The organism is Aeromonas sp. SrichE-2G, from assembly GCF_017939565.1.
GTDB classification, from domain to species: Bacteria; Pseudomonadota; Gammaproteobacteria; order Enterobacterales; family Aeromonadaceae; genus Aeromonas; species Aeromonas taiwanensis.
This window is the reverse complement of the sequence record NZ_JAGKRG010000006.1, coordinates 225,206-244,194: the sequence shown is the minus strand read 5'-3', so window position 1 is coordinate 244,194 and position 18,989 is coordinate 225,206. Positions and strand designations below refer to the sequence as shown.

Below are 18,989 nucleotides of genomic sequence, written 5' to 3'. Positions count from 1 at the left end.
GCAGTATGGAAATATTGATCCTGTTTGGATTGATTTTGCTCAATGGCGTCTTTGCCATGTCGGAAATCGCCATCGTCACCGCCCGTAAGGCACGGCTTGCCAAGATGGCCAATGAGGGGAGTCGTTCCGCCGCCATCGCCCTCAAGCTGGGCGAAGATCCGACCCATTTCCTCTCTGCCGTCCAGATCGGCATCACCAGCATCGGCCTGCTCAACGGTATCTATGGCGAATCCCTGCTGGCCCAGCCCTTCGCCCTCTGGCTGCAGGAGTGGGGACTCTCCCCCAAGAGCAGCAGCCTCCTCGCCACCATCATCGTGGTGGTCCTGGTCACCTACCTCTCCATCGTGGTGGGGGAGCTGGTGCCCAAGCGTCTCGGCCAGCTCAGCGCCGAGCGCATCGCCTGCCTGGTGGCCCGTCCCATGCTCTGGCTCGCGACCCTGACCCGCCCCTTCGTCTGGTTGCTGTCCGCCTCCACCAACACCACCCTGCGCCTGCTGCGGGTCGATCAGAGCAGCGGCGCCAACGTCACCCAGGAGGAGATCCACGCCATGCTGGTGGAGGGCTCGGAAGCCGGGGTGATCGAGGATCACGAGCACACCATGTTGCGGAATGTGTTCCGCCTCGACGAGCGCAGCCTCTCGTCACTGATGGTGCCCCGCAGCGACATCCGCTACATCGACCTCTCCCTGCCGCTGGAAACCAACCTGCAGCGTCTGGTGGAGTATCGCCACAGCTTCTTCCCGGTCTGCGACGGCAGCCTCTCGGATCTGGTGGGCATTCTCAACGTCAGCAAGGTGCTGCACGCCTACATCAAGGGGGAGCCCATCGATCTGGCGGCCCTGACTCAGGATGGCAGCCTGCTGCCGGAGACCCTGAACGGTCTGGAGCTGCTCAACCATTTCCGCACCCATTCCGAGCACATGGTGCTGGTGGTGGATGAATATGGCGAGCTGCAGGGGCTGGTCACCCAGCAGGATCTGCTGGAAACCCTGGCCGGCGACTTCCAGCAGGAAGGTGGGGAGGACAACTGGGCCTTCCAGCGCGCCGACGGCAGCTGGCTGCTCGACGGCCTCATCCCCCTGCCCGAACTGAAGGATTGTCTGGAGCTGGTGCGACTGCCAGAAGAAGAAAAACATCACTATCACACCCTTGGAGGGCTTATCATGCTGCTCCTTGGCCGCCTTCCCCAGACCGGAGACCTGGTCACCCTGGAACAGTGGCAACTGGAAATAGTGGATATGGACGGCCTGCGCATCGACAAGGTGCTTGCCATGCCCTTGACCGACCAACCCAGCTAACCTGCGGAGTTTGCATGTATGGAGCAGTTTTACCACCTGGCTCACGCCTTCATTAATCAGGATCTGGCGACGCTTTCCAATCCCGACATGGTCTTCATGGTCTATGTCGTCCTCCTGACATTCCTGGTGCTGGAGAATGGTTTCATCCCCACTGCCTTTCTGCCCGGCGACACCCTGCTGATCCTGACCGGCGTGCTCATCTATCAGGGCGTGCTGCCCCTGGCAGTCGTCCCGCTGCTGATCCTGGCCACCTTCTGCGGCACCTGGCTCGGCTACATGCAGGGACGTTTCCTTGGCCACACCCAGATGTATCACAGGCTGATGTCCCATCTGGACGACAAGCACAAGGAGAAGGTGCACTACCTGCTCAACAAGTACGGCATCATCACCCTGATCACCGCCCGCTACATCGCCTTCGTGCGCACTGCCTACCCCTATATCGTCGGCGCCAACGAGATCCCACAGGGGCGCTTCCTGGTAGTCAACCTCATCAGCTCCATCATGTGGATCTGCCCCTTGGTCGGACTGGGTTACTACCTGAGCCACACCAAGCTGGCCGCGCAGTATGAGTCCCAATTCCTCAGCGTTATCCTCTATCTGCCCGTGGTGTTGCTGGTGGGGGGTCTCATCGCCCTGGTCTGGCGCTGGTGGAGCAAACGCAAGGCCGGTGTCTCTCCGAAGTGAGGCAAATCAGAGGGTCGCCGGCAGGCGGCCCTTTTTTATGGAAAATAGTGGCGAATTCCCCCTGCCCGCTCTTGTAAAGCAAGGGCAAAAATGAGTGAATCTACCGCCTTTTTTCGCTGTGGATGGAGTCGGTCGTATGGGGTGTTGGATTCGCGCAATCGCGCTGGTAGGTGGATTGATGGGACTGCTCGGATCGCCGGCCGCCCTGGCAACACCGAACCCGGCCAAGTTGCAACTCAAGTCGGGCAGCGCCCTGGTGATGGACGTCAACACCGGCAAGACGCTTTATCAGAAGAACCCCGCCCAGGTGCGTCCCATTGCCTCCCTCACCAAGCTGATGACGGCGCTGGTGGTGCTGGATGCCCGCCAGAGCCTGAACCAGACGCTGACCATCGATCAGAACGACAGGGACAACCTCAAGCACACCTACTCCCGGGTGCGCATGGGCACCAAGGTGAGCCGCCGCGACGCCCTGCATCTGGCGCTGATGTCCTCCGAGAATCGCATGGCCTCGGCGCTGGCCCGCCACTACCCGGGCGGCCGCTCGGCCTTCATTCGCGCCATGAACAACAAGGCCAAACAGCTCGGCATGCGCAACAGCCGCTTCTACGACGCCACCGGCCTGTCGACCCGCAACGTCTCCACTGCCCGGGATCTGGCCAAGCTCATCGCCGCCGCCTATCGCCAGCCGCTGATCCGCGAATTCACCCAGGACACCAGCAAGGAGATGCGCTTCAGCACTCCTGCCTACAGCCTGATGTTCAACAACACCAACCCCCTGGTGAAGAACCCGGACTGGGGTGTGCGCCTCTCCAAGACCGGCTACACCGACGAGGCGGGCCGCTGCCTGCTGATGCGCGCCAAGCCGGATAGCCAGGAGCTCGCCATCGTACTGCTCAACTCCGTGGGAAAACGCACTCCGGTCGGGGATGCCAACCGCATCCGCAAGTGGCTGAAAAGCTGATTCGCTCAACAAAGACAAGAAGGATGCTGCGGCATCCTTTTTTATTGCCCGCAAACCGCCTCTATCCACATCTGAGCACATACACCAGCAGAAGGTGACAAGGTGTTGTCTCGGACGAAGGGATGCGCATAGGGCGCGATAGCTTGAGTGGGGGGCAGAGTTGGTAAAGGAGGCAGGGAGAGGCACCGAGCGCCCGCCATGCCGGCGTGGCAGCCGTTGTCACGAGCCTGCTGGTGACCGCCTGGATGGCCAGGATGGGATGATCGCGACCACAGCAGCGAAGCAGCAGAGCTGAGGCGAAGATGCGGAGATGCGAAGAGGTGAAGAGGTGAAGAGGTGAAGAGGTGAAGAGACGAGTATCACAACCAGCCGAGTCGTATCGACACGCCTGGAGCTGCCCATAAAAAAACAGCCCCGACCGAAGTCGAGGCTGTCTGTATGGTGCGCCCGAGAGGATTCGAACCTCTGACCACCTGGTTCGTAGCCAGGTACTCTATCCAGCTGAGCTACGGGCGCTCACAAACTTTGTGTACTACTTGAAATATGGTGCGCCCGAGAGGATTCGAACCTCTGACCACCTGGTTCGTAGCCAGGTACTCTATCCAGCTGAGCTACGGGCGCTCACAAACTTTGGTACTGCTTGAAATATGGTGCGCCCGAGAGGATTCGAACCTCTGACCACCTGGTTCGTAGCCAGGTACTCTATCCAGCTGAGCTACGGGCGCTCATAAACTTTTGATTTTTCTTTAAATGGTGCGCCCGAGAGGATTCGAACCTCTGACCACCTGGTTCGTAGCCAGGTACTCTATCCAGCTGAGCTACGGGCGCCCTGATTTAAAGCGATAAAAAAAGCTTACTCAACAGTAAGCCTTCTTTCAGTGCCGACTTGCTGATGGTCAACACATGACTCTCCAAGAGTCGAATATGGTGCGCCCGAGAGGATTCGAACCTCTGACCACCTGGTTCGTAGCCAGGTACTCTATCCAGCTGAGCTACGGGCGCTAATGGCGGAGAAGGGGGGATTCGAACCCCCGATGCGGGTATAAGCCGCATACTCCCTTAGCAGGGGAGCGCCTTCAGCCTCTCGGCCACCTCTCCGTTTGCGGGGCTGATAATACTTCACAGGAATTTTTAGTCAAACACTTTTTTGGAGAAAACAGAGCGTTCGCTCAGCATTTGGCCAAAGAGTGGAATATTCAAGCAATATCGACACTTACCCAGTTCCACCGCGCCCTGCAGGCCGATTGCCGGGGCCCGGAAAAACAAAAGGCGACACATGAGATGTCGCCTGATAGCTGCTAGCTGTACCGCTTAGAAGTTCGGTTGACCCGGTACCTTCTCGGCCTGTATCCGCATGTAGATCTCTTCGCGGTGTACGGAGACCTCTTTCGGTGCATTCACACCGATACGCACCTGGTTACCCTTGACGCCCAGTACGGTCACGGTCACTTCGTCACCAATCATCAGGGTTTCCCCAACACGACGAGTCAAAATAAGCATTCGCTTGCTCCTGTATCCTGTTTTGTATTTATATCGATATGCACCATTATCTTACAAAGATACCGATATGGTAAATGGTTGAAACTAAATCAATCAGGGATTGTTTCCCAAGGGCTGCTCATGAGGCTCATTATCCAGCCCGAACGCCGAGTGCAATGAACGCACTGCCAGCTCCAGGTACTTCTCGTCAATCACCACGGATATCTTGATTTCAGAGGTGGAAATCAACTGCATGTTGATCCCCTCCTCGCCCAATACCTTGAACATGGTGCGAGCGACGCCGGGATGATTCCACATACCGACCCCGACGATGGAGACCTTGGCGATCTCCCCGTTGCCCTGCACGCAGGCGGCCCCCAGCTGGGTGGCGGTCTCCTCCAGCAAGGCGCGGGCCCGGCGGTAGTCATCGCGATTCACCGTGAAGGTGAAGTCGGCGGTGCCATCCCCCATGGTGTTCTGCACTATCATGTCGACATCTATGTTGGCATCGCTGATCGGATTCAGGATCTGCGCCGCCACCGTCGGCCTGTCCGGCACACCCAGAATGGTCAGGCTTGCCTCGTTGCGATTGAACGCAATGCCGGATACCAGGGGTGCTTCCATCCTCTCACCTCCATATGTGATTAAGGTTCCCTCTCCGTCGACAAAACTCGACAGCACCCGCAACGGCACGCGGTACTTGCCCGCGAACTCCACCGAACGGATCTGCAGCACCTTGGCCCCCAGGCTCGCCATCTCCAGCATCTCCTCGAAGGTGATGGTGTCGAGGCGACGCGCCTTGGGCTCGATGCGCGGGTCCGTGGTGTAGACACCATCCACATCGGTAAAGATCTGGCATTCGTCGGCCTTGATGGCCGCTGCCACGGCCACGGCCGTGGTGTCCGAACCACCACGCCCCAGGGTGGTGATGGCATTGTGCTCATCACGCCCCTGGAAGCCGGCGATCACCACCACCTTGCCGGCACCGAGCTCGGCCTGAACCTGCTCGGTGTCGATCCGGGTGATGCGCGCCTTGCCATAGGCGGAGTCGGTGTGGATACGGACCTGATCGCCGGTCATCGAAACCGCAGGGCAACCGCGCTTGTTCAACGCGATCGCCAGCAGCGCTATGGTGACCTGCTCACCGGTCGAGATCAGTACATCCATCTCGCGCCGATTGGCATCCTGATCCAGCTGCTGGGCCATGCCCAGCAACCGGTTGGTTTCGCCCGACATAGCGGAAACGACCACCACCACGTCATGTCCCTGGGCACGGGTCAGCTGAACGCGATCGGCGACTGCCTCGATCCGCTCCAGCGTCCCGACCGAGGTTCCACCGTACTTCTGAACAAAGAGTGCCACAGATCACCTCGCCCGCTTACAGGCGCTCTTCCAGCCAGGAGTGAACGGATTGCAGCGCTGCCGGCACCGCCTCAGGCTGGGTACCACCCGCCTGTGCCATGTCCGGACGACCACCGCCCTTGCCACCCACCTGCTGGGCCACCAGATTGACCAGCTCGCCAGCCTTGACCTTGCCGGTCAGGTCATTGGTCACGCCGGCAATCAGATTCACCTTGCCGTCGCCGCTGGTTGCCAGCAGTACGACACCGGACTTCATCTGGTTCTTCAGCTCGTCCAGCATGCCACGCAGGGACTTGGGATCAGCCCCTTCCAGCGCCGCGACCAGCACCTTCTGGCCATTGATCTCGATGACCTGGCTCAGCAGGTCGTTGCCGGCCTGGGCGGCCAGCTTGGCCTTGAGCTGTTCCAGCTCGCGCTCCATCATCTTGGCCTTGTCCAGCACCTGGCGCACCTTGTCGACGATGGAGAATTGATCCCCCTTCACCAGGGCGGCCGCCTCTTCGATCTGCTCACCCATCTGGTGCATGAAGTCGATGGCACCCTTGCCGGTCACGGCTTCGATACGACGCACACCAGCGGCAATACCGCTCTCGGCGACGATCTTGAAGAAGCCGATGTCACCGGTACGCTTGGCGTGAGTACCGCCACACAGCTCGGTGGAGTAGTCGCCCATGCGCACGACGCGCACGTCGTCTTCGTATTTCTCGCCAAACAGCGCCATGGCGCCGGCCGCCTTGGCCGCGTCCAGGTTCATCAGCTGGGTAGCCACTTCGTGGTTGGCACGGATCTGGGCGTTGACCAGCTCCTCGACCCGGCGGATGGTCGCCATGGTCAGGCCTTCGAAGTGGGAGAAGTCGAAGCGCATGCGCTCGGCACCCACCAGAGAGCCCTTCTGGGTCACATGCTCGCCCAGCGCCTGGCGCAGGGCCGCGTGCAGCAGGTGAGTCACGGAGTGGTTCAGGGCCACGGCCTGACGGCGCTCCCCATCGACCACGGCCTCGACCTCGGCGCCCTTCTCCAGGGTGCCCAGCTCCAGATAACCCTTGTGAATGATGGCCTTGCCGGCCTTCTGGGTATCGGTCACGGCGAAGATGCCGTCGTCCACCTTGAGGATGCCGCTGTCGCCTACCTGGCCACCGGACTCCGCATAGAAGGGGGTCTCGGCCAGCACGATCACGGCTTCTTCACCGGCGATGAGACCATTGACCTCGACGCCATCCTTGTAGATGCCGACCACCTGGGTGGTCTGGCTCAGTTGCTTGTAGCCGGTGAAGGGGGTCTCGAAATCGAGTTTCAGGACCTCGTTGTAGTTCACGCCAAAGCTGGAGGCCTCTTTCGCGCGGGCGCGCTGCTTCTCCATCTCGACCTTGAAGCCCTCTTCGTCGATGCCGATCTCGCGCTCGCGCACCACGTCGGCGGTCAGATCCGCCGGGAAGCCATAGGTGTCATAGAGCTTGAACACCACCTCACCTGGGATGACCTTGGCGTCGCCGAGGTTCGCCAGCGCGTCTTCCAGCAGCAGCAGCCCCCTGTCCAGGGTGCGGACGAACTGCTCTTCCTCGATGCGCAGCACGCGCTCGACCAGGGGCAGCTGGGCGATCAGCTCTTCGGCCACGTCCTTCATCTGCACCGCCAGCTCGGCCGCCAGCTTGTAGAAGAAGACCTCGGTAGCGCCAAGTTTGCGACCGTGACGCACGGCGCGGCGGATGATGCGGCGCAGCACATAGCCCCGGCCTTCGTTGGAGGGCATGACACCGTCAGCCACCAGGAAGGCACAGGAGCGAATGTGGTCGGCGATGACGCGCAGGGACTGGTTGCTCAGATCCGTGGTGCCGACGATCTCGGCAGCCTTCTTGATCAGCGCCTGGAAGATGTCGATCTCGTAGTTGGAGTGCACGCCTTGCATGATGGCGGAGATACGCTCCAGGCCCATGCCGGTGTCCACAGACGGACGAGGCAGCGGCTCCATGGTGCCGTCTGCCTGACGGTTGAACTGCATGAAGACCACGTTCCAGATCTCGATGAAACGGTCGCCGTCTTCTTCCGGTGAACCGGGAGGGCCGCCCCAGATGTGGTCGCCGTGATCATAGAAGATCTCGGTGCAGGGACCGCACGGACCGGTATCGCCCATCTGCCAGAAGTTATCGGAGGCAAAGGCGGCGCCCTTGTTGTCACCGATGCGCACGATGCGATCGGCCGGTACGCCGATCTCGTTCGCCCAGATGTTGAAAGCTTCGTCGTCCGTTTCATAGACGGTCACCAGCAGGCGCTCTTTGGGCAGCTTGAGGGTACCGGTCAGGAATTCCCAGGCAAAACGGATGGCGTCCTGCTTGAAGTAGTCACCGAAGCTGAAGTTGCCCAGCATCTCGAAGAAAGTGTGGTGACGCGCGGTATAGCCGACGTTTTCCAGGTCATTGTGCTTGCCGCCCGCCCGCACGCAGCGCTGGGCCGTGGTGGCGCGGTTGTAGGCACGCTTGTCGGCGCCAAGGAACACGTCCTTGAACTGGTTCATCCCTGCGTTGGTGAACAGCAGGGTCGGGTCATTGTGCGGTACCAGCGAGCTGGAGGTGACAACCTGGTGCCCCTGGGAGCGGAAATACTCGAGAAACGCGGCGCGTATCTCTGACGTGGACATATACATGGAAAATCCTGCTTGATTCGAATACGGACTTTTAACCGCATTAATGTAAGTTTTCTGCCGGGTAAAGTAAAACGCGCGGGCCCCTTGCGGATGAAAAAGCCCGCAACGGATACGGCGGCGAGGGACGCGTTGGCAAGCGGGGCGTAAAAGGGGGCCGGCCGGCTGACACTGGCAGCCCTCTGGCAGCAATCGGAGGGGTCAATGGGAGTACAAACATGGTCGTGCGAGCGAGGGAGCCGCCCACCGCACACCAAGACGTGTCTACTCCCCCTCCTCCTGCAAGGCAGAGAGGGCATAGCGAGCCTGATCTTGCGTGAACCCCCGGCCAAGCAAGTATTTGAGCCATTTCATGCGCAACTTGAAGTCGGCGAGATCGGCGGCCCGGGCACGCCGCGCCAGCAGTGCCAGGGCAAGCTCGAACCAGTCCAGCTCGGGTTGCTCGAAGGCGGCATCAATCTGGACATCGCTCAGCCCCTTGCGGCGCAGGTCGAAGCAGATCTTGAGCGGGCCATGCCCCTTGGCGGCGCCCGCACGCACCGCCATGGCACCGTAGCGCTCGTCATCGATCCAGTGATAGCCGCGACAGTAGTCGAGCACGGCGTCGATCACTTCCTCCTTGAAGCCTTGCTGACGCAGGCGCCTGGCCAGCTCCGACTCGGCGCTCTCGCGCCGTGCCAGGCTGCGCATGGCGAAGGCGCGGGCGGCGGCCAACTGCTCCTCAAAGGTGGGTTCGACGGGCTCGGCAGGGTCGGTAACGGATTCATCAACCATAAATGACAAGGCCGGGTATCAACCCGGCCTTCCTTTTGCTCTTATTCGAACTCTTGTTCGTTTTCGGCTTCAAACTCGTCGTACTCGGCGGCGGAGGCTTTCTCCTCCACCGGCGCAGCACCGGAGAGCAGCAGCTCGCGCAGCTTGGCTTCTACCTCGCCAGCCAGCGCCTTGTTCTCGGAGAAGAGCTTCATGACGTTGGCCTTGCCCTGACCGATCTTCTCGCCGTTGTAGCTGTACCAGGCACCGGCCTTGTCGATCAGCTTGTGCTTGACCCCCAGGTCCACCAGCTCGCCCTCTTTGGAGATGCCGGCACCGTAGAAGATCTGGAACTCGGCCTGCTTGAAGGGGGGAGCCACCTTGTTCTTGACCACCTTGACGCGGGTCTCGTTGCCGACCACTTCGTCCCCTTCCTTGATCGCGCCGGTACGACGGATGTCCAGGCGCACGGAGGCGTAGAACTTGAGCGCGTTACCACCGGTCGTGGTCTCCGGGCTACCGAACATGACGCCGATCTTCATCCGGATCTGGTTGATGAAGATGCACAGGCAGTTGGCGTTCTTGATGTTGGCGGTCAACTTGCGCAGGGCCTGGGACATCAGACGAGCCTGCAGGCCGACGTGGGAGTCACCCATCTCCCCTTCGATTTCCGCTTTCGGCGTCAGGGCGGCCACGGAGTCGACGATGATGACGTCGACGGCGTTGGAGCGCACCAGCATGTCACAGATCTCCAGCGCCTGTTCACCAGTATCCGGCTGGGAGATCAGCAGGTCGTCGACATTGACCCCCAGCTTGGCGGCGTAGACGGGATCCAGGGCGTGCTCCGCATCGACGAAGGCGCAGGTCTTGCCCTTCTTCTGGGCCTCGGCGATCACCTGCAGGGTCAGCGTGGTCTTGCCGGAGGATTCCGGACCGTAGATCTCGACGATACGGCCGCACGGCAAACCGCCGATCCCCAGCGCCACGTCCAGGGAGAGGGAGCCGGTGGAGATGGCTTCGATGTCCATGGTCTTGCTGTCGCCCAGACGCATGATGGAGCCTTTGCCAAACTGCTTTTCGATCTGGCCCAGCGCAGCCGCCAGTGCCTTCTGTTTGTTCTGATCCATGCCAATCTCCGCTGGGAATCGTGATGAAGAAGTGAAGTTGGGCTAAGTATACTGTTTATGCATACAGTATCAAGCCCAATTTATTTGAGCAGGGCCAGCAGTCCGGACAAGGCCTGTCTGACCGCCTGCCGACGAACCTGATGGCGATCCCCGTCGAAACGGGCGAGCAGAGAGTGATGGCGACCGGTGCGATCCGCCCAGGCGAACCAGACGGTACCGACCGGCTTCTCGTCGCTACCGCCGCCGGGCCCGGCGATGCCGCTGATGGCCACGCAGATCCCCGCATCGGAGCGGGCCAGGCAGCCTCGGGTCATCTCCAGTACCACCGCCTCGCTGACGGCGCCGTGGCGCAGCAGGCTGTCGATGCTGACGCCCAGCATCTGCTGCTTGGCCTCGTTGGTATAGGTGACGAAGCCGCGATCGAACCAGGTCGAGCTGCCGGCGATATCGGTAATGGCCGTGGCCACGCCGCCGCCGGTACAGGACTCCGCCGTGGCGGCCAGCCAGCCCTTGGCCAGCAATGCTTCGCCCAGCTCCTGGGATAAACGGGTGATCTCTGCCTCAAGTCCCATCGTCATCTCCTCAGTTGCCCCTTGCAGGGCGAAATATGCGGCTCATTATGCAGTTGCCCCGCCCCCCGGGCAACCGACCCGGGTTCGGGCGCGTCAGCAAGTTGTCACGGCTTAAGCTCCAGTACAAGGGCACCTCGTATCATCTCATGGCACCGTCATGCGTGCGGTTTCACCCCGTGACAGAAAAGGAGAACACACCGATGAAACACCCGTTCAAAGCCGCCATGGCTGCCCTCGCCCTCTGCGCCACCACCCAGGGTTTTGCAGCCGAGGCAACCCCGGAGCTGCAGACCGAGACAACCCTGGCCCAGGAGCTCAACCTCTCGAACGCGCAGATGGAGCAGATCAAGGGACTGCGTGAGCAGGCAGCCAAGGACCTGGGAGCCGTCAAGCTCGATGCCATCGGCCAGGACGTCATCGTCAACATGATCAAGTCCGGCAAGTGGGACGAGGCGGCCGCCAAGAAACAGCTGCAAACCATCAGCGACGTACAGGCCGAAGCTCGCTATTATCGCGCCCACTACCTGTTCGAGGTGAGCCAGGTGCTGACACCGGAGCAGAAAGCCAAGCTGCACGAGATGCTGAACGGCGGCGAGGCGATGTACTGAGAGGCGGTTTCCCTCCTCTGACCCCGATCCCCGCGCCGATGCGGGGATTTTGTCTGTTCCTCCTCTTCTGCCCCGGTTGAACAAGGCTCAGGAGCCCCCTCTCTTAGCCCCTCCCCGACCCCGCAAGCTGCGACCAAGCCAGGCTAGGACGCCGGCTTTACCCCCAAGACGGAGATTCCCCCTCACCATCCGCCCCCGAGCATGTAGAATGGCCTCCAGATTCAGACCCATGATGGCAGACGCTTGCCTGCCAGAGCACCTTCTGGAAAAGCACATGACAGCACAGCACCCAGTCAGCAGCGCCAATCTCAGCGCTCACACCCCCATGATGCAGCAGTATCTGACCCTCAAGGCAGAAAACCCGGAGATCCTGCTGTTCTACCGCATGGGCGACTTCTACGAGCTCTTCTACGACGATGCCCGCAAGGCCTCCCAACTGCTAGATATCTCCCTGACCAAGCGCGGCCAGTCGGCGGGCAGCCCCATTCCGATGGCAGGAGTGCCCTATCACGCCATCGAGGGGTATCTGGCCAAGCTGGTGCAGCTGGGTGAGTCTGCCGCCATCTGCGAGCAGGTAGGGGATCCGGCCACCAGCAAGGGGCCGGTGGAGCGCAAGGTCATTCGCATCATCACCCCGGGCACCGTCTCCGACGAGGCGCTGCTCACCGAGCGTCAGGACAACCTGATCGCCGCCGTCTACCACGACGGCCGCCGCTTCGGTTATGGTACCATGGACATTGGCTCCGGCCGTTTCTTCATCAACCAGTTCGAGAAGGAAGAGACCCTGCTGGCCGAGCTGCAGCGCACCAACCCGGCCGAGCTGCTTTACCCCGAATCCTTCGAGTTCCTGCGCCACGTCGAGGGTCGCCGCGGTCTGCGCCGCCGCCCGGAGTGGGAATTCGAACTCGGCACCGCCCGCAAGCTCTTGTGCCAGCAGTTTGGCACCCAGGATCTGGTGGGCTTCGGCGTCGAGCAGAGCGAGACCGCCCTGTGCGCCGCTGGCTGCCTGATGCAGTACGTGAAAGACACCCAGCGCACCGCCCTGCCCCATATCCGCAGTGTGCGCCTCGAGCAGCCCGATCACGCCGTCATCATGGACGCCGCCACCCGCCGCAATCTGGAGCTGACCCAGAACCTGGCCGGCGGCCACGACAACACCCTCTCCGCCGTGCTGGACTGCACCGCCACCCCCATGGGGAGCCGGCTGCTCAAGCGCTGGATCCACCAGCCGATCCGCGACCGGGTGATCCTCAAAGGCCGCCAGAGCACCATCAAGGAGCTTATCGAGCAGAACCTCTATGACGATCTCGGCGGCCTGCTGCGCCAGGTCGGTGACGTGGAGCGGGTGCTGGCGCGCCTGGCCCTGCGTTCCGCCCGCCCGCGTGACCTCACCCGCCTGCGCCAGGCCTTCGCCCAGCTGCCCGAACTGCAGCGGCTGTTGGCCGAGAGCGAGCACGAGGCGGTGCAGCAGCTGCGCGAGCGGGCCAGCACCTTCCCCGAGTTGCATGACCTGCTGGAACGCGCCGTGATGGAGGTGCCGCCTGTGCTCATCCGCGATGGCGGCGTCATCCGTGAAGGGTTCAACACTGATCTGGACGAGTTGCGGGATCTGGCCAACGGCGCTACCGCGAGCCTGGCCCGCATCGAGGAGCGTGAGAAGGCGCTGACCGGCATCAACACCCTCAAGGTGGGCTACAACAAGGTACACGGCTTCTACATCGAGGTGAGCCGCGCCAACAGCCATCTGGTGCCGGCTCACTACATCCGCCGCCAGACCCTCAAGAACAACGAACGCTACATCATCGACGAGCTCAAGAAGTACGAGGACAAGGTGCTCACCGCCCAGGCCCAGGCGCTGGCGCTGGAGAAGCGCCTCTACGAGGATCTGCTCGATGCCCTGCTGCCCCACCTTGGCGAGTTGCAGGAGTCCGCCGCCGCCCTGGCGGAGCTGGACGTGCTGGCCAACCTGGCGGAGCGGGCCGAAACCCTGGACTACCGCTGCCCCACCCTCATCGACGAGGATCAGATCCTGATCGAGGCGGGCCGCCATCCGGTGGTGGAGCAGGTAATGACGGATCCCTTTATCGCCAACCCCATCCGGCTTGAGCGGGAGCGGCGGATGCTGATCATCACGGGCCCCAACATGGGGGGTAAGTCCACCTACATGCGCCAGACCGCGCTCATCGTGCTGCTGGCCCATATCGGCGCCTTCGTCCCTGCCGACAGCGCCCGCATCGGCCCCATCGACCGCATCTTCACCCGGATCGGGGCGTCGGACGATCTCGCCTCCGGCCGTTCCACCTTTATGGTGGAGATGACCGAGACCGCCAATATCCTCAACAACGCCACCGCCCGCAGCCTGGTGCTGATGGACGAGATCGGCCGCGGCACCAGCACCTATGACGGCCTGTCCCTGGCCTGGGCCTGCGCCGAGCAGCTGGCTAGCAAGATTGGCGCCTACACCCTGTTCGCCACCCACTACTTCGAGCTGACCCGGCTGCCGGAGTTGATGAACGGGCTTGCCAACGTCCATCTGGATGCGGTGGAGCACGGTGACACCATCGCCTTCATGCACGCGGTGCAGGAGGGGGCGGCGAGCCGCTCCTACGGCCTGCAGGTGGCCGCTCTGGCGGGAGTGCCGAAATCGGTGATCCAGCAGGCCCGCCACAAACTGCACGAGCTGGAGAGCACCACCCCGGTGGCCGCCGGCGAAGTGCGCCCGACCCCGGTCGCCCTGCCGCCCCAGAGCCATCCCGTGGTGGAGGAGCTGGAAGCGGTGCGCCCGGACGAGCTGACCCCGCGTCAGGCCCTGGATCTGCTCTATCGCCTCAAGCAGATGCTGTAACCCGTCACCAACACAGCCATAAAAAAAGGGGAACCGCGAGGCTCCCCTTTTCGTTGTCATGGTTCTGCCTGTCATCAGGCCGGCCCTATCCTGTCCATCAGACTCATGTGGCTGGAGCCATCGTGGCGCTTGAGGTTCTGGCGGTATTCGAACTGGCGCTGGCTCTCCTGCTTGAGGCCCAGCATCAGGGAGTAGCACATGGCCAGCATGATCAGGGAGAAGGGCAGTGCGGCTATGATGCTGGCCGCCTGCAGGGCGGCCAGACCGCCGGAGACCAGCAGAATGGCCGCCACCAGCCCCTGACCCAGCCCCCAGACCGCGCGGTGCAGCACGGGGGGATCCTGATCCCCGATGGAGAGCAGGGTCGTGATGACGAGGGTGCCCGAGTCGCTGGAGGTGATGAAGTAGGTGCAGATGAGCAGCGTCAGCACCCCTTTGGCGATCCAGCCGAAGGTCTCCCAGTGCAGCAACTCCACCGTCTTGTAGAGCGCCAGGGTGACGTCCTGGTTGACCGCGTCTACGACGCCGCCCGAGCCGAACAGCTCGAGGTGCATGGCGGTCCCGCCGAAAACGGTGAGCCAGAGCATGCCGAGCAGGGAGGGCACCAGTAGCACGCCGAGCACGAACTCGCGGATGGTACGTCCCTTGGAGATGCGGGCGATGAACATGCCGACGAAGGGAGCCCAGGCTATCCACCAGCCCCAGTAGAAGGCGGTCCAGCTCGATTGCCAGGCCGAGGTGCCGTTCGCCTCTGTGTTGGTCCAGAAGCTCAGGCGGACGATGTTCTGCAGGTAGTCACCGATGTTCTGCACATAGGCATTGAGGATATAGGTGGTCGGGCCCAGCGCCAGGAACAAGGCCAGGACGAAGACGCTGAGCCAGATGTTGAGCTCGGAGAGGATCTTCACCCCGCGCCCGACACCGGAGATGGCCGACAGGGTCGCGATCAGGCTGATGCCCCCGATGAGCCAGAGCTGGTTCGCCTGCGAGACCTCCATGCCGAACATCTGGTTGAGGCCCGTGTTCATCTGGGAGACCCCGAGGCCGAGGGAGGTTGCCACCCCGAACACGGTGCCGAACACCGCCAGCACGTCGGCGGCGTGGCCCCAGAAGCCGTAGATGCGATCGCCGAGGATGGGGTAGAGCACAGAGCGAATGGCCAGCGGCAGCTTGCGCCGGTAACTGAAGAAGGCCAGCGACAGGCCGACGATCACGTAGATGGCCCAGGGGTGCAGGCCCCAGTGGAAGAAGGTGAGACGCATGGCGATCTGCGCCGCCTCCGGGGTCATGCCTTCGGTGACGAAGGGATTGCCCTGCAGGTGGTACATGGGTTCGGCGATGCTCCAGAACACCAGGCCGATCCCCATGCCCGCGCTGAACAGCATGGAGAACCAGGCGAAGTAGCCGAACTCCGGTACCTGGTCGTCGTCGCCCAGCCGGATGCTGCCAAAGCGGCTGAACATCAGATAGACGGCGAAGAACAGGAACAGGGCGACCACCAGGATGTAGTACCACTTGAAGCCTGCAATGATGGTGTCCTTGGCGCCAGTGAACCAGGTGCCCGCGGTGTCGGGATCAAATACACCAAACAGCAGGAACAGGGTCACGACGGTCAGGGCCGTCATGGCCATGGTGGGATTGAGGCCTTTCAATAGCCCTTTGGTTGCTCTCATCAACCCTCCTTAGTCGTTGTTGAAGAAGTCTTCGCCCACGTGATCACCCGCACCGCCGATGGCGCGATAGACCAGTCGACCGGCGACCTGCTCACGGTGATCCACCAGGCTGACGGACGGCTGACCGTTCACCGCGTGGCGCTTGCCGAGGAAGATGGCCATGGGGACCCCCAGGCTGGAGACACCGCTGGTGATCCAGAGGCGGTTGAAATCGTAAGAGCCGCCGATGAACTCGAGCTGGGCCAGGCCGTTGTCCAGACCCGCCAGGTAGAAGTTCATGGCGCTCTCGTCGGGGAAGAGGTGCACCAGCACATAGGCATAGCGCAGTTCATTGACCAACTCCTTTAGGCTGAAAGAACCTGTATTGCTGCAGGAGAGGGGCAACTCGCCATCATAGTGATGCACCTTGAGGTTGTTGGGGTCCTCGTCATAGGCGGGCTGATAACGTACGAAAGCCGCAGTATCCGGCAGTTCATAACGAACTCTGACCACGCGCAGGTCGGCAACCAGGGACTTGATATCCAGGTCGTCATGCATGATGTCACTCCTTAAATATCGGGTTTTCATGGGGAAAGGGTTCAATAACCTAACACAAGATTGTTTAGAGTAGAAATGATTACACCAAAAACCATATTGACCCGATGGTGAATTAGGTGGAGAATTTTGCGCCTCTCCACAGCCCTGCAATGACCCGGACTCCCATGGAAAAACATGATGAAGTGCTGATCGCACTGCGCCAGATCATCCGTGCCATCGACATGCACTCCAAACGCCTGATCAAGGAGGCCGGACTGACGTCGCCCCAGCTCCTGCTGCTCAAGGGGATCGACGAGCTGGGCCAGATCTCCATGCGCCAACTGGCGGATCACACCAACATGAGTCAGGCCACCGCGACCACCATCATGGACCGGCTCGAGAGCCGTCAGCTGGTACAGCGCATCCGCAGCGATACCGACAAGCGCAAGGTCCATGCGACCCTGACTGACGCAGGGCGCGCCCTGCTCGCCCAGGCCCCCACTCCGCTGCAGGAGAGCTTCATCCAGCGCTTCCAGGCCCTGGAAAACTGGGAGCAGGGTCTGCTGCTCTCCTCCCTGCAGCGCATCTCGGCCATGATGAATGCCGACGGCATCGACGCGGCCCCGGTGCTGAGCGTCCGCCCCCTGACCGAAGAGCGGGCCTGAACGCCGGCCATAAAAAAGCTCCCTGACGGGAGCTTTTTTATGGAGGCCTGAAGAAAAGGCTCACTCTTCCAGACTGATGCCGATGTTGGAGACACCGTCCTGAGCCGCAAATTTGCGGATGGCCAGGATGCGATCGCTGTCGCGCTCGTGAGCCACCCGCTTGAGCAGCTCGACCTGGAACTCCAGCTCGGCTTCCATGTGCTCGTGCTCGTAGAGCTCCTCGTCGGTCAGCTCGCGCCCTTCCAGCATGTCGATGAACCCCGCCACCGTCCCCACCGAGGCATGGCTGGCGTCGTTCGCCTCCTCACCCACCCGGCAGATCACCGAGTTGTAGGCACAACCCAGCGCCACGCAGGCATCCAGCGCCGGATAGGCACCATAGGATTCAAACTTGCTGGGCTCGGGAATATAGACCTCGAACGCCTCCAGGATGGCGCCCAGATTGACGCGGGATCCCTTGACGGTCAGGTAGTTCCACATCTGATCCAGGGCGTGGCGAAACGCCTTTGCATCCCCGAAGCCGGTCGCCTGGGTAAACAGCACATAGTTGGGGTACATGCGCTCTGCCAGCGCCAGGGTGTAGACCGTCTGCTGCCAGGGTTGCAGCTCGGCCAGTCGCTTATAAAACTTGTCACCAAACACTGGAGTCGGATCCTTTGCAAAATGTGGGGCAGATTGTAGCCCACGAGGGGCGCGGCGAAAATGAAAAAGCGCCCTGCTCGACTTTCTTGCCCGATCAACTGGGGTAAGATGGAAACAGCACCCTCATCGCCCTGCCATAAACATGATAAGGAACAAGAGTATGAGCCAACGTACCCTGCTTCTGCTCAGCCAGGACAACCACCACTACGAGCGTCTGCTCAAGGCGGCCAATCTACCCCATCTGCGCATCCTTCGGGCCGACAACCAGGGCGAGGCCGAGAAACTGATCGGCGATGCCCACATCCTGATGGCCGAGCCGGCACGGGCCAAACCCCTGCTGGCCAAGGCCGGCCGGCTGAGCTGGCTCCAGTCCACCTATGCCGGGGTCGACGTGCTGCTGGATGCGAGCTGTCGCCGTGACTACCTGCTCACCAATGTCCGCGGCATCTTCGGCCCGCTGATGAGTGAATACGTGTTCGGCCACCTGCTCAGTCTTACCCGCCAGCTGCCGCTCTATCGTGATCAGCAACAGCAGAAGCTGTGGCAAAGCCACCCCTATCAGGGGCTGAGAGGCAAGACCCTGCTGCTGCTCGGCACCGGCAGCATAGGCCAGCACATCGCTCACACCGGCAAACACTTCGGCATGAGGGTGCTCGGCATCAGCCACAGCGGCCATGAGTGCGCCGGGTTCGATCAGGTATATCAGCTGCCCGCGCTGAACAAGCTGCTGGCCCAGGCCGACGTCATCGTCAGCGTGCTGCCGTCGACCCGCGAGACCCGCCACCTGTTCACCGCCGATCGCTTCAACCACTGCAAGCCGGGCGCCACCTTCTTCAACGTCGGCCGGGGCAGCGCGGTCCACGAGGGGGATCTGCTGGCAGCCCTGCGCGGCGGCCAGCTCGGCACGGCGGTGCTGGATGTGTTCGAGCAGGAACCCCTGCCCGCCGACAGCCCGCTCTGGCACCAGCCCAACCTCATCATCACCCCCCACAACAGCGCCTACAGCTTCCCCGAAGATGTGGCCCAGATCTTCATCCGCAACTACATCCGCTTCATCGACGGCCAGCAACTCGACGGCCGGATTGACTTCGACAAGGGCTACTAGCCGCCCAACGAAAAGGCCCCGCCAGTTGGCGGGGCCTTCGTTTGCGCGAGGGAGGAGG

General features: G+C 61.8%; 16 protein-coding genes and 6 tRNA genes. 7 read left to right on the top strand and 15 right to left on the bottom strand.

The window, feature by feature from the left end; all coding sequences use genetic code 11:
• Positions 1-5 precede the first annotated feature (5 nt).
• The 3 genes from J9885_RS11040 (at position 6) to pbpG (ending at position 2,946) form a co-directional block, all read left to right on the top strand.
• On the top strand, positions 6-1,298 hold the full coding sequence (locus J9885_RS11040) for a hemolysin family protein (protein WP_210549460.1): 1,293 nt from the start codon (positions 6-8) through the stop codon (positions 1,296-1,298).
• Between the two features lie 18 nt (positions 1,299-1,316).
• Positions 1,317-1,982 (top strand): DedA family protein, encoded by a 666-nt coding sequence (locus J9885_RS11035; protein ID WP_043757427.1) that lies wholly within the window; start codon positions 1,317-1,319, stop codon positions 1,980-1,982.
• A 136-nt stretch (positions 1,983-2,118) separates the two neighbouring features.
• Positions 2,119-2,946: a D-alanyl-D-alanine endopeptidase gene (pbpG, locus tag J9885_RS11030; RefSeq protein ID WP_210549459.1), complete on the top strand. Its 828-nt coding sequence runs from the start codon at positions 2,119-2,121 to the stop codon at positions 2,944-2,946.
• A 439-nt stretch (positions 2,947-3,385) separates the two neighbouring features.
• Here the strand turns inward: pbpG and J9885_RS11025 are convergent.
• From J9885_RS11025 to pncC, 12 genes are all read right to left on the bottom strand, one after another.
• A tRNA-Arg gene (locus J9885_RS11025) sits at positions 3,386-3,462 on the bottom strand.
• A gap of 28 nt (positions 3,463-3,490) precedes the next feature.
• Positions 3,491-3,567 (bottom strand) — tRNA-Arg (locus J9885_RS11020).
• A 27-nt stretch (positions 3,568-3,594) separates the two neighbouring features.
• A tRNA-Arg gene (locus J9885_RS11015) sits at positions 3,595-3,671 on the bottom strand.
• Between the two features lie 26 nt (positions 3,672-3,697).
• Positions 3,698-3,774: transfer RNA gene (locus J9885_RS11010), tRNA-Arg, on the bottom strand.
• A gap of 97 nt (positions 3,775-3,871) precedes the next feature.
• Positions 3,872-3,948: transfer RNA gene (locus J9885_RS11005), tRNA-Arg, on the bottom strand.
• A gap of 3 nt (positions 3,949-3,951) precedes the next feature.
• Positions 3,952-4,044: transfer RNA gene (locus J9885_RS11000), tRNA-Ser, on the bottom strand.
• A gap of 213 nt (positions 4,045-4,257) precedes the next feature.
• Positions 4,258-4,446, bottom strand: coding sequence for a carbon storage regulator CsrA (gene csrA, locus J9885_RS10995; protein WP_005315760.1), 189 nt, complete (start codon positions 4,444-4,446; stop codon positions 4,258-4,260).
• Between the two features lie 93 nt (positions 4,447-4,539).
• Entirely contained in the window at positions 4,540-5,787 is a 1,248-nt protein-coding gene (locus J9885_RS10990; RefSeq protein WP_043757420.1) for an aspartate kinase, read from the bottom strand.
• Positions 5,788-5,803: 16 nt separating this feature from the next.
• On the bottom strand, positions 5,804-8,428 hold the full coding sequence (gene alaS, locus J9885_RS10985; protein WP_134694915.1) for an alanine--tRNA ligase: 2,625 nt from the start codon (positions 8,426-8,428) through the stop codon (positions 5,804-5,806).
• A gap of 261 nt (positions 8,429-8,689) precedes the next feature.
• Complete coding sequence (locus tag J9885_RS10980) at positions 8,690-9,199, bottom strand: regulatory protein RecX (protein ID WP_210549541.1); 510 nt, start codon at positions 9,197-9,199, stop codon at positions 8,690-8,692.
• A gap of 41 nt (positions 9,200-9,240) precedes the next feature.
• Positions 9,241-10,305, bottom strand: coding sequence for a recombinase RecA (gene recA, locus J9885_RS10975; RefSeq protein WP_043757404.1), 1,065 nt, complete (start codon positions 10,303-10,305; stop codon positions 9,241-9,243).
• An 80-nt stretch (positions 10,306-10,385) separates the two neighbouring features.
• Entirely contained in the window at positions 10,386-10,877 is a 492-nt protein-coding gene (gene pncC / locus J9885_RS10970; protein WP_210549458.1) for a nicotinamide-nucleotide amidase, read from the bottom strand.
• A 200-nt stretch (positions 10,878-11,077) separates the two neighbouring features.
• Here pncC and J9885_RS10965 point away from each other — a divergent pair, with 200 nt between their 5' ends.
• Positions 11,078-11,485, top strand: a complete 408-nt coding sequence (locus J9885_RS10965; RefSeq protein WP_246876908.1) for a Spy/CpxP family protein refolding chaperone — start codon at positions 11,078-11,080, stop codon at positions 11,483-11,485.
• A gap of 274 nt (positions 11,486-11,759) precedes the next feature.
• Positions 11,760-14,330, top strand: a complete 2,571-nt coding sequence (gene mutS, locus J9885_RS10960; protein ID WP_210549457.1) for a DNA mismatch repair protein MutS — start codon at positions 11,760-11,762, stop codon at positions 14,328-14,330.
• Between the two features lie 74 nt (positions 14,331-14,404).
• Here mutS and J9885_RS10955 read toward each other — a convergent pair whose 3' ends face one another.
• Together J9885_RS10955 and J9885_RS10950 are read right to left on the bottom strand one after the other, a co-directional pair.
• Entirely contained in the window at positions 14,405-16,003 is a 1,599-nt protein-coding gene (locus tag J9885_RS10955) for a BCCT family transporter (RefSeq protein ID WP_210549456.1), read from the bottom strand.
• A gap of 9 nt (positions 16,004-16,012) precedes the next feature.
• Complete coding sequence (locus J9885_RS10950; RefSeq protein ID WP_043757388.1) at positions 16,013-16,540, bottom strand: hypothetical protein; 528 nt, start codon at positions 16,538-16,540, stop codon at positions 16,013-16,015.
• A gap of 164 nt (positions 16,541-16,704) precedes the next feature.
• On the opposite strand from J9885_RS10950, the gene J9885_RS10945 reads away from it, so the two are divergent.
• A complete protein-coding gene (locus J9885_RS10945) occupies positions 16,705-17,184 on the top strand; it encodes a MarR family transcriptional regulator (protein WP_043757386.1) in 480 nt (159 codons plus the stop codon).
• A 60-nt stretch (positions 17,185-17,244) separates the two neighbouring features.
• On the opposite strand, the gene J9885_RS10940 is transcribed toward J9885_RS10945, so the two are convergent.
• Entirely contained in the window at positions 17,245-17,826 is a 582-nt protein-coding gene (locus tag J9885_RS10940) for a YjaG family protein (RefSeq protein WP_043757364.1), read from the bottom strand.
• 160 nt (positions 17,827-17,986) lie between these two features.
• On the opposite strand from J9885_RS10940, the gene J9885_RS10935 reads away from it, so the two are divergent.
• A complete protein-coding gene (locus J9885_RS10935) occupies positions 17,987-18,931 on the top strand; it encodes a D-2-hydroxyacid dehydrogenase (protein WP_210549455.1) in 945 nt (314 codons plus the stop codon).
• The last annotated feature ends 58 nt before the right edge of the window (positions 18,932-18,989 follow it).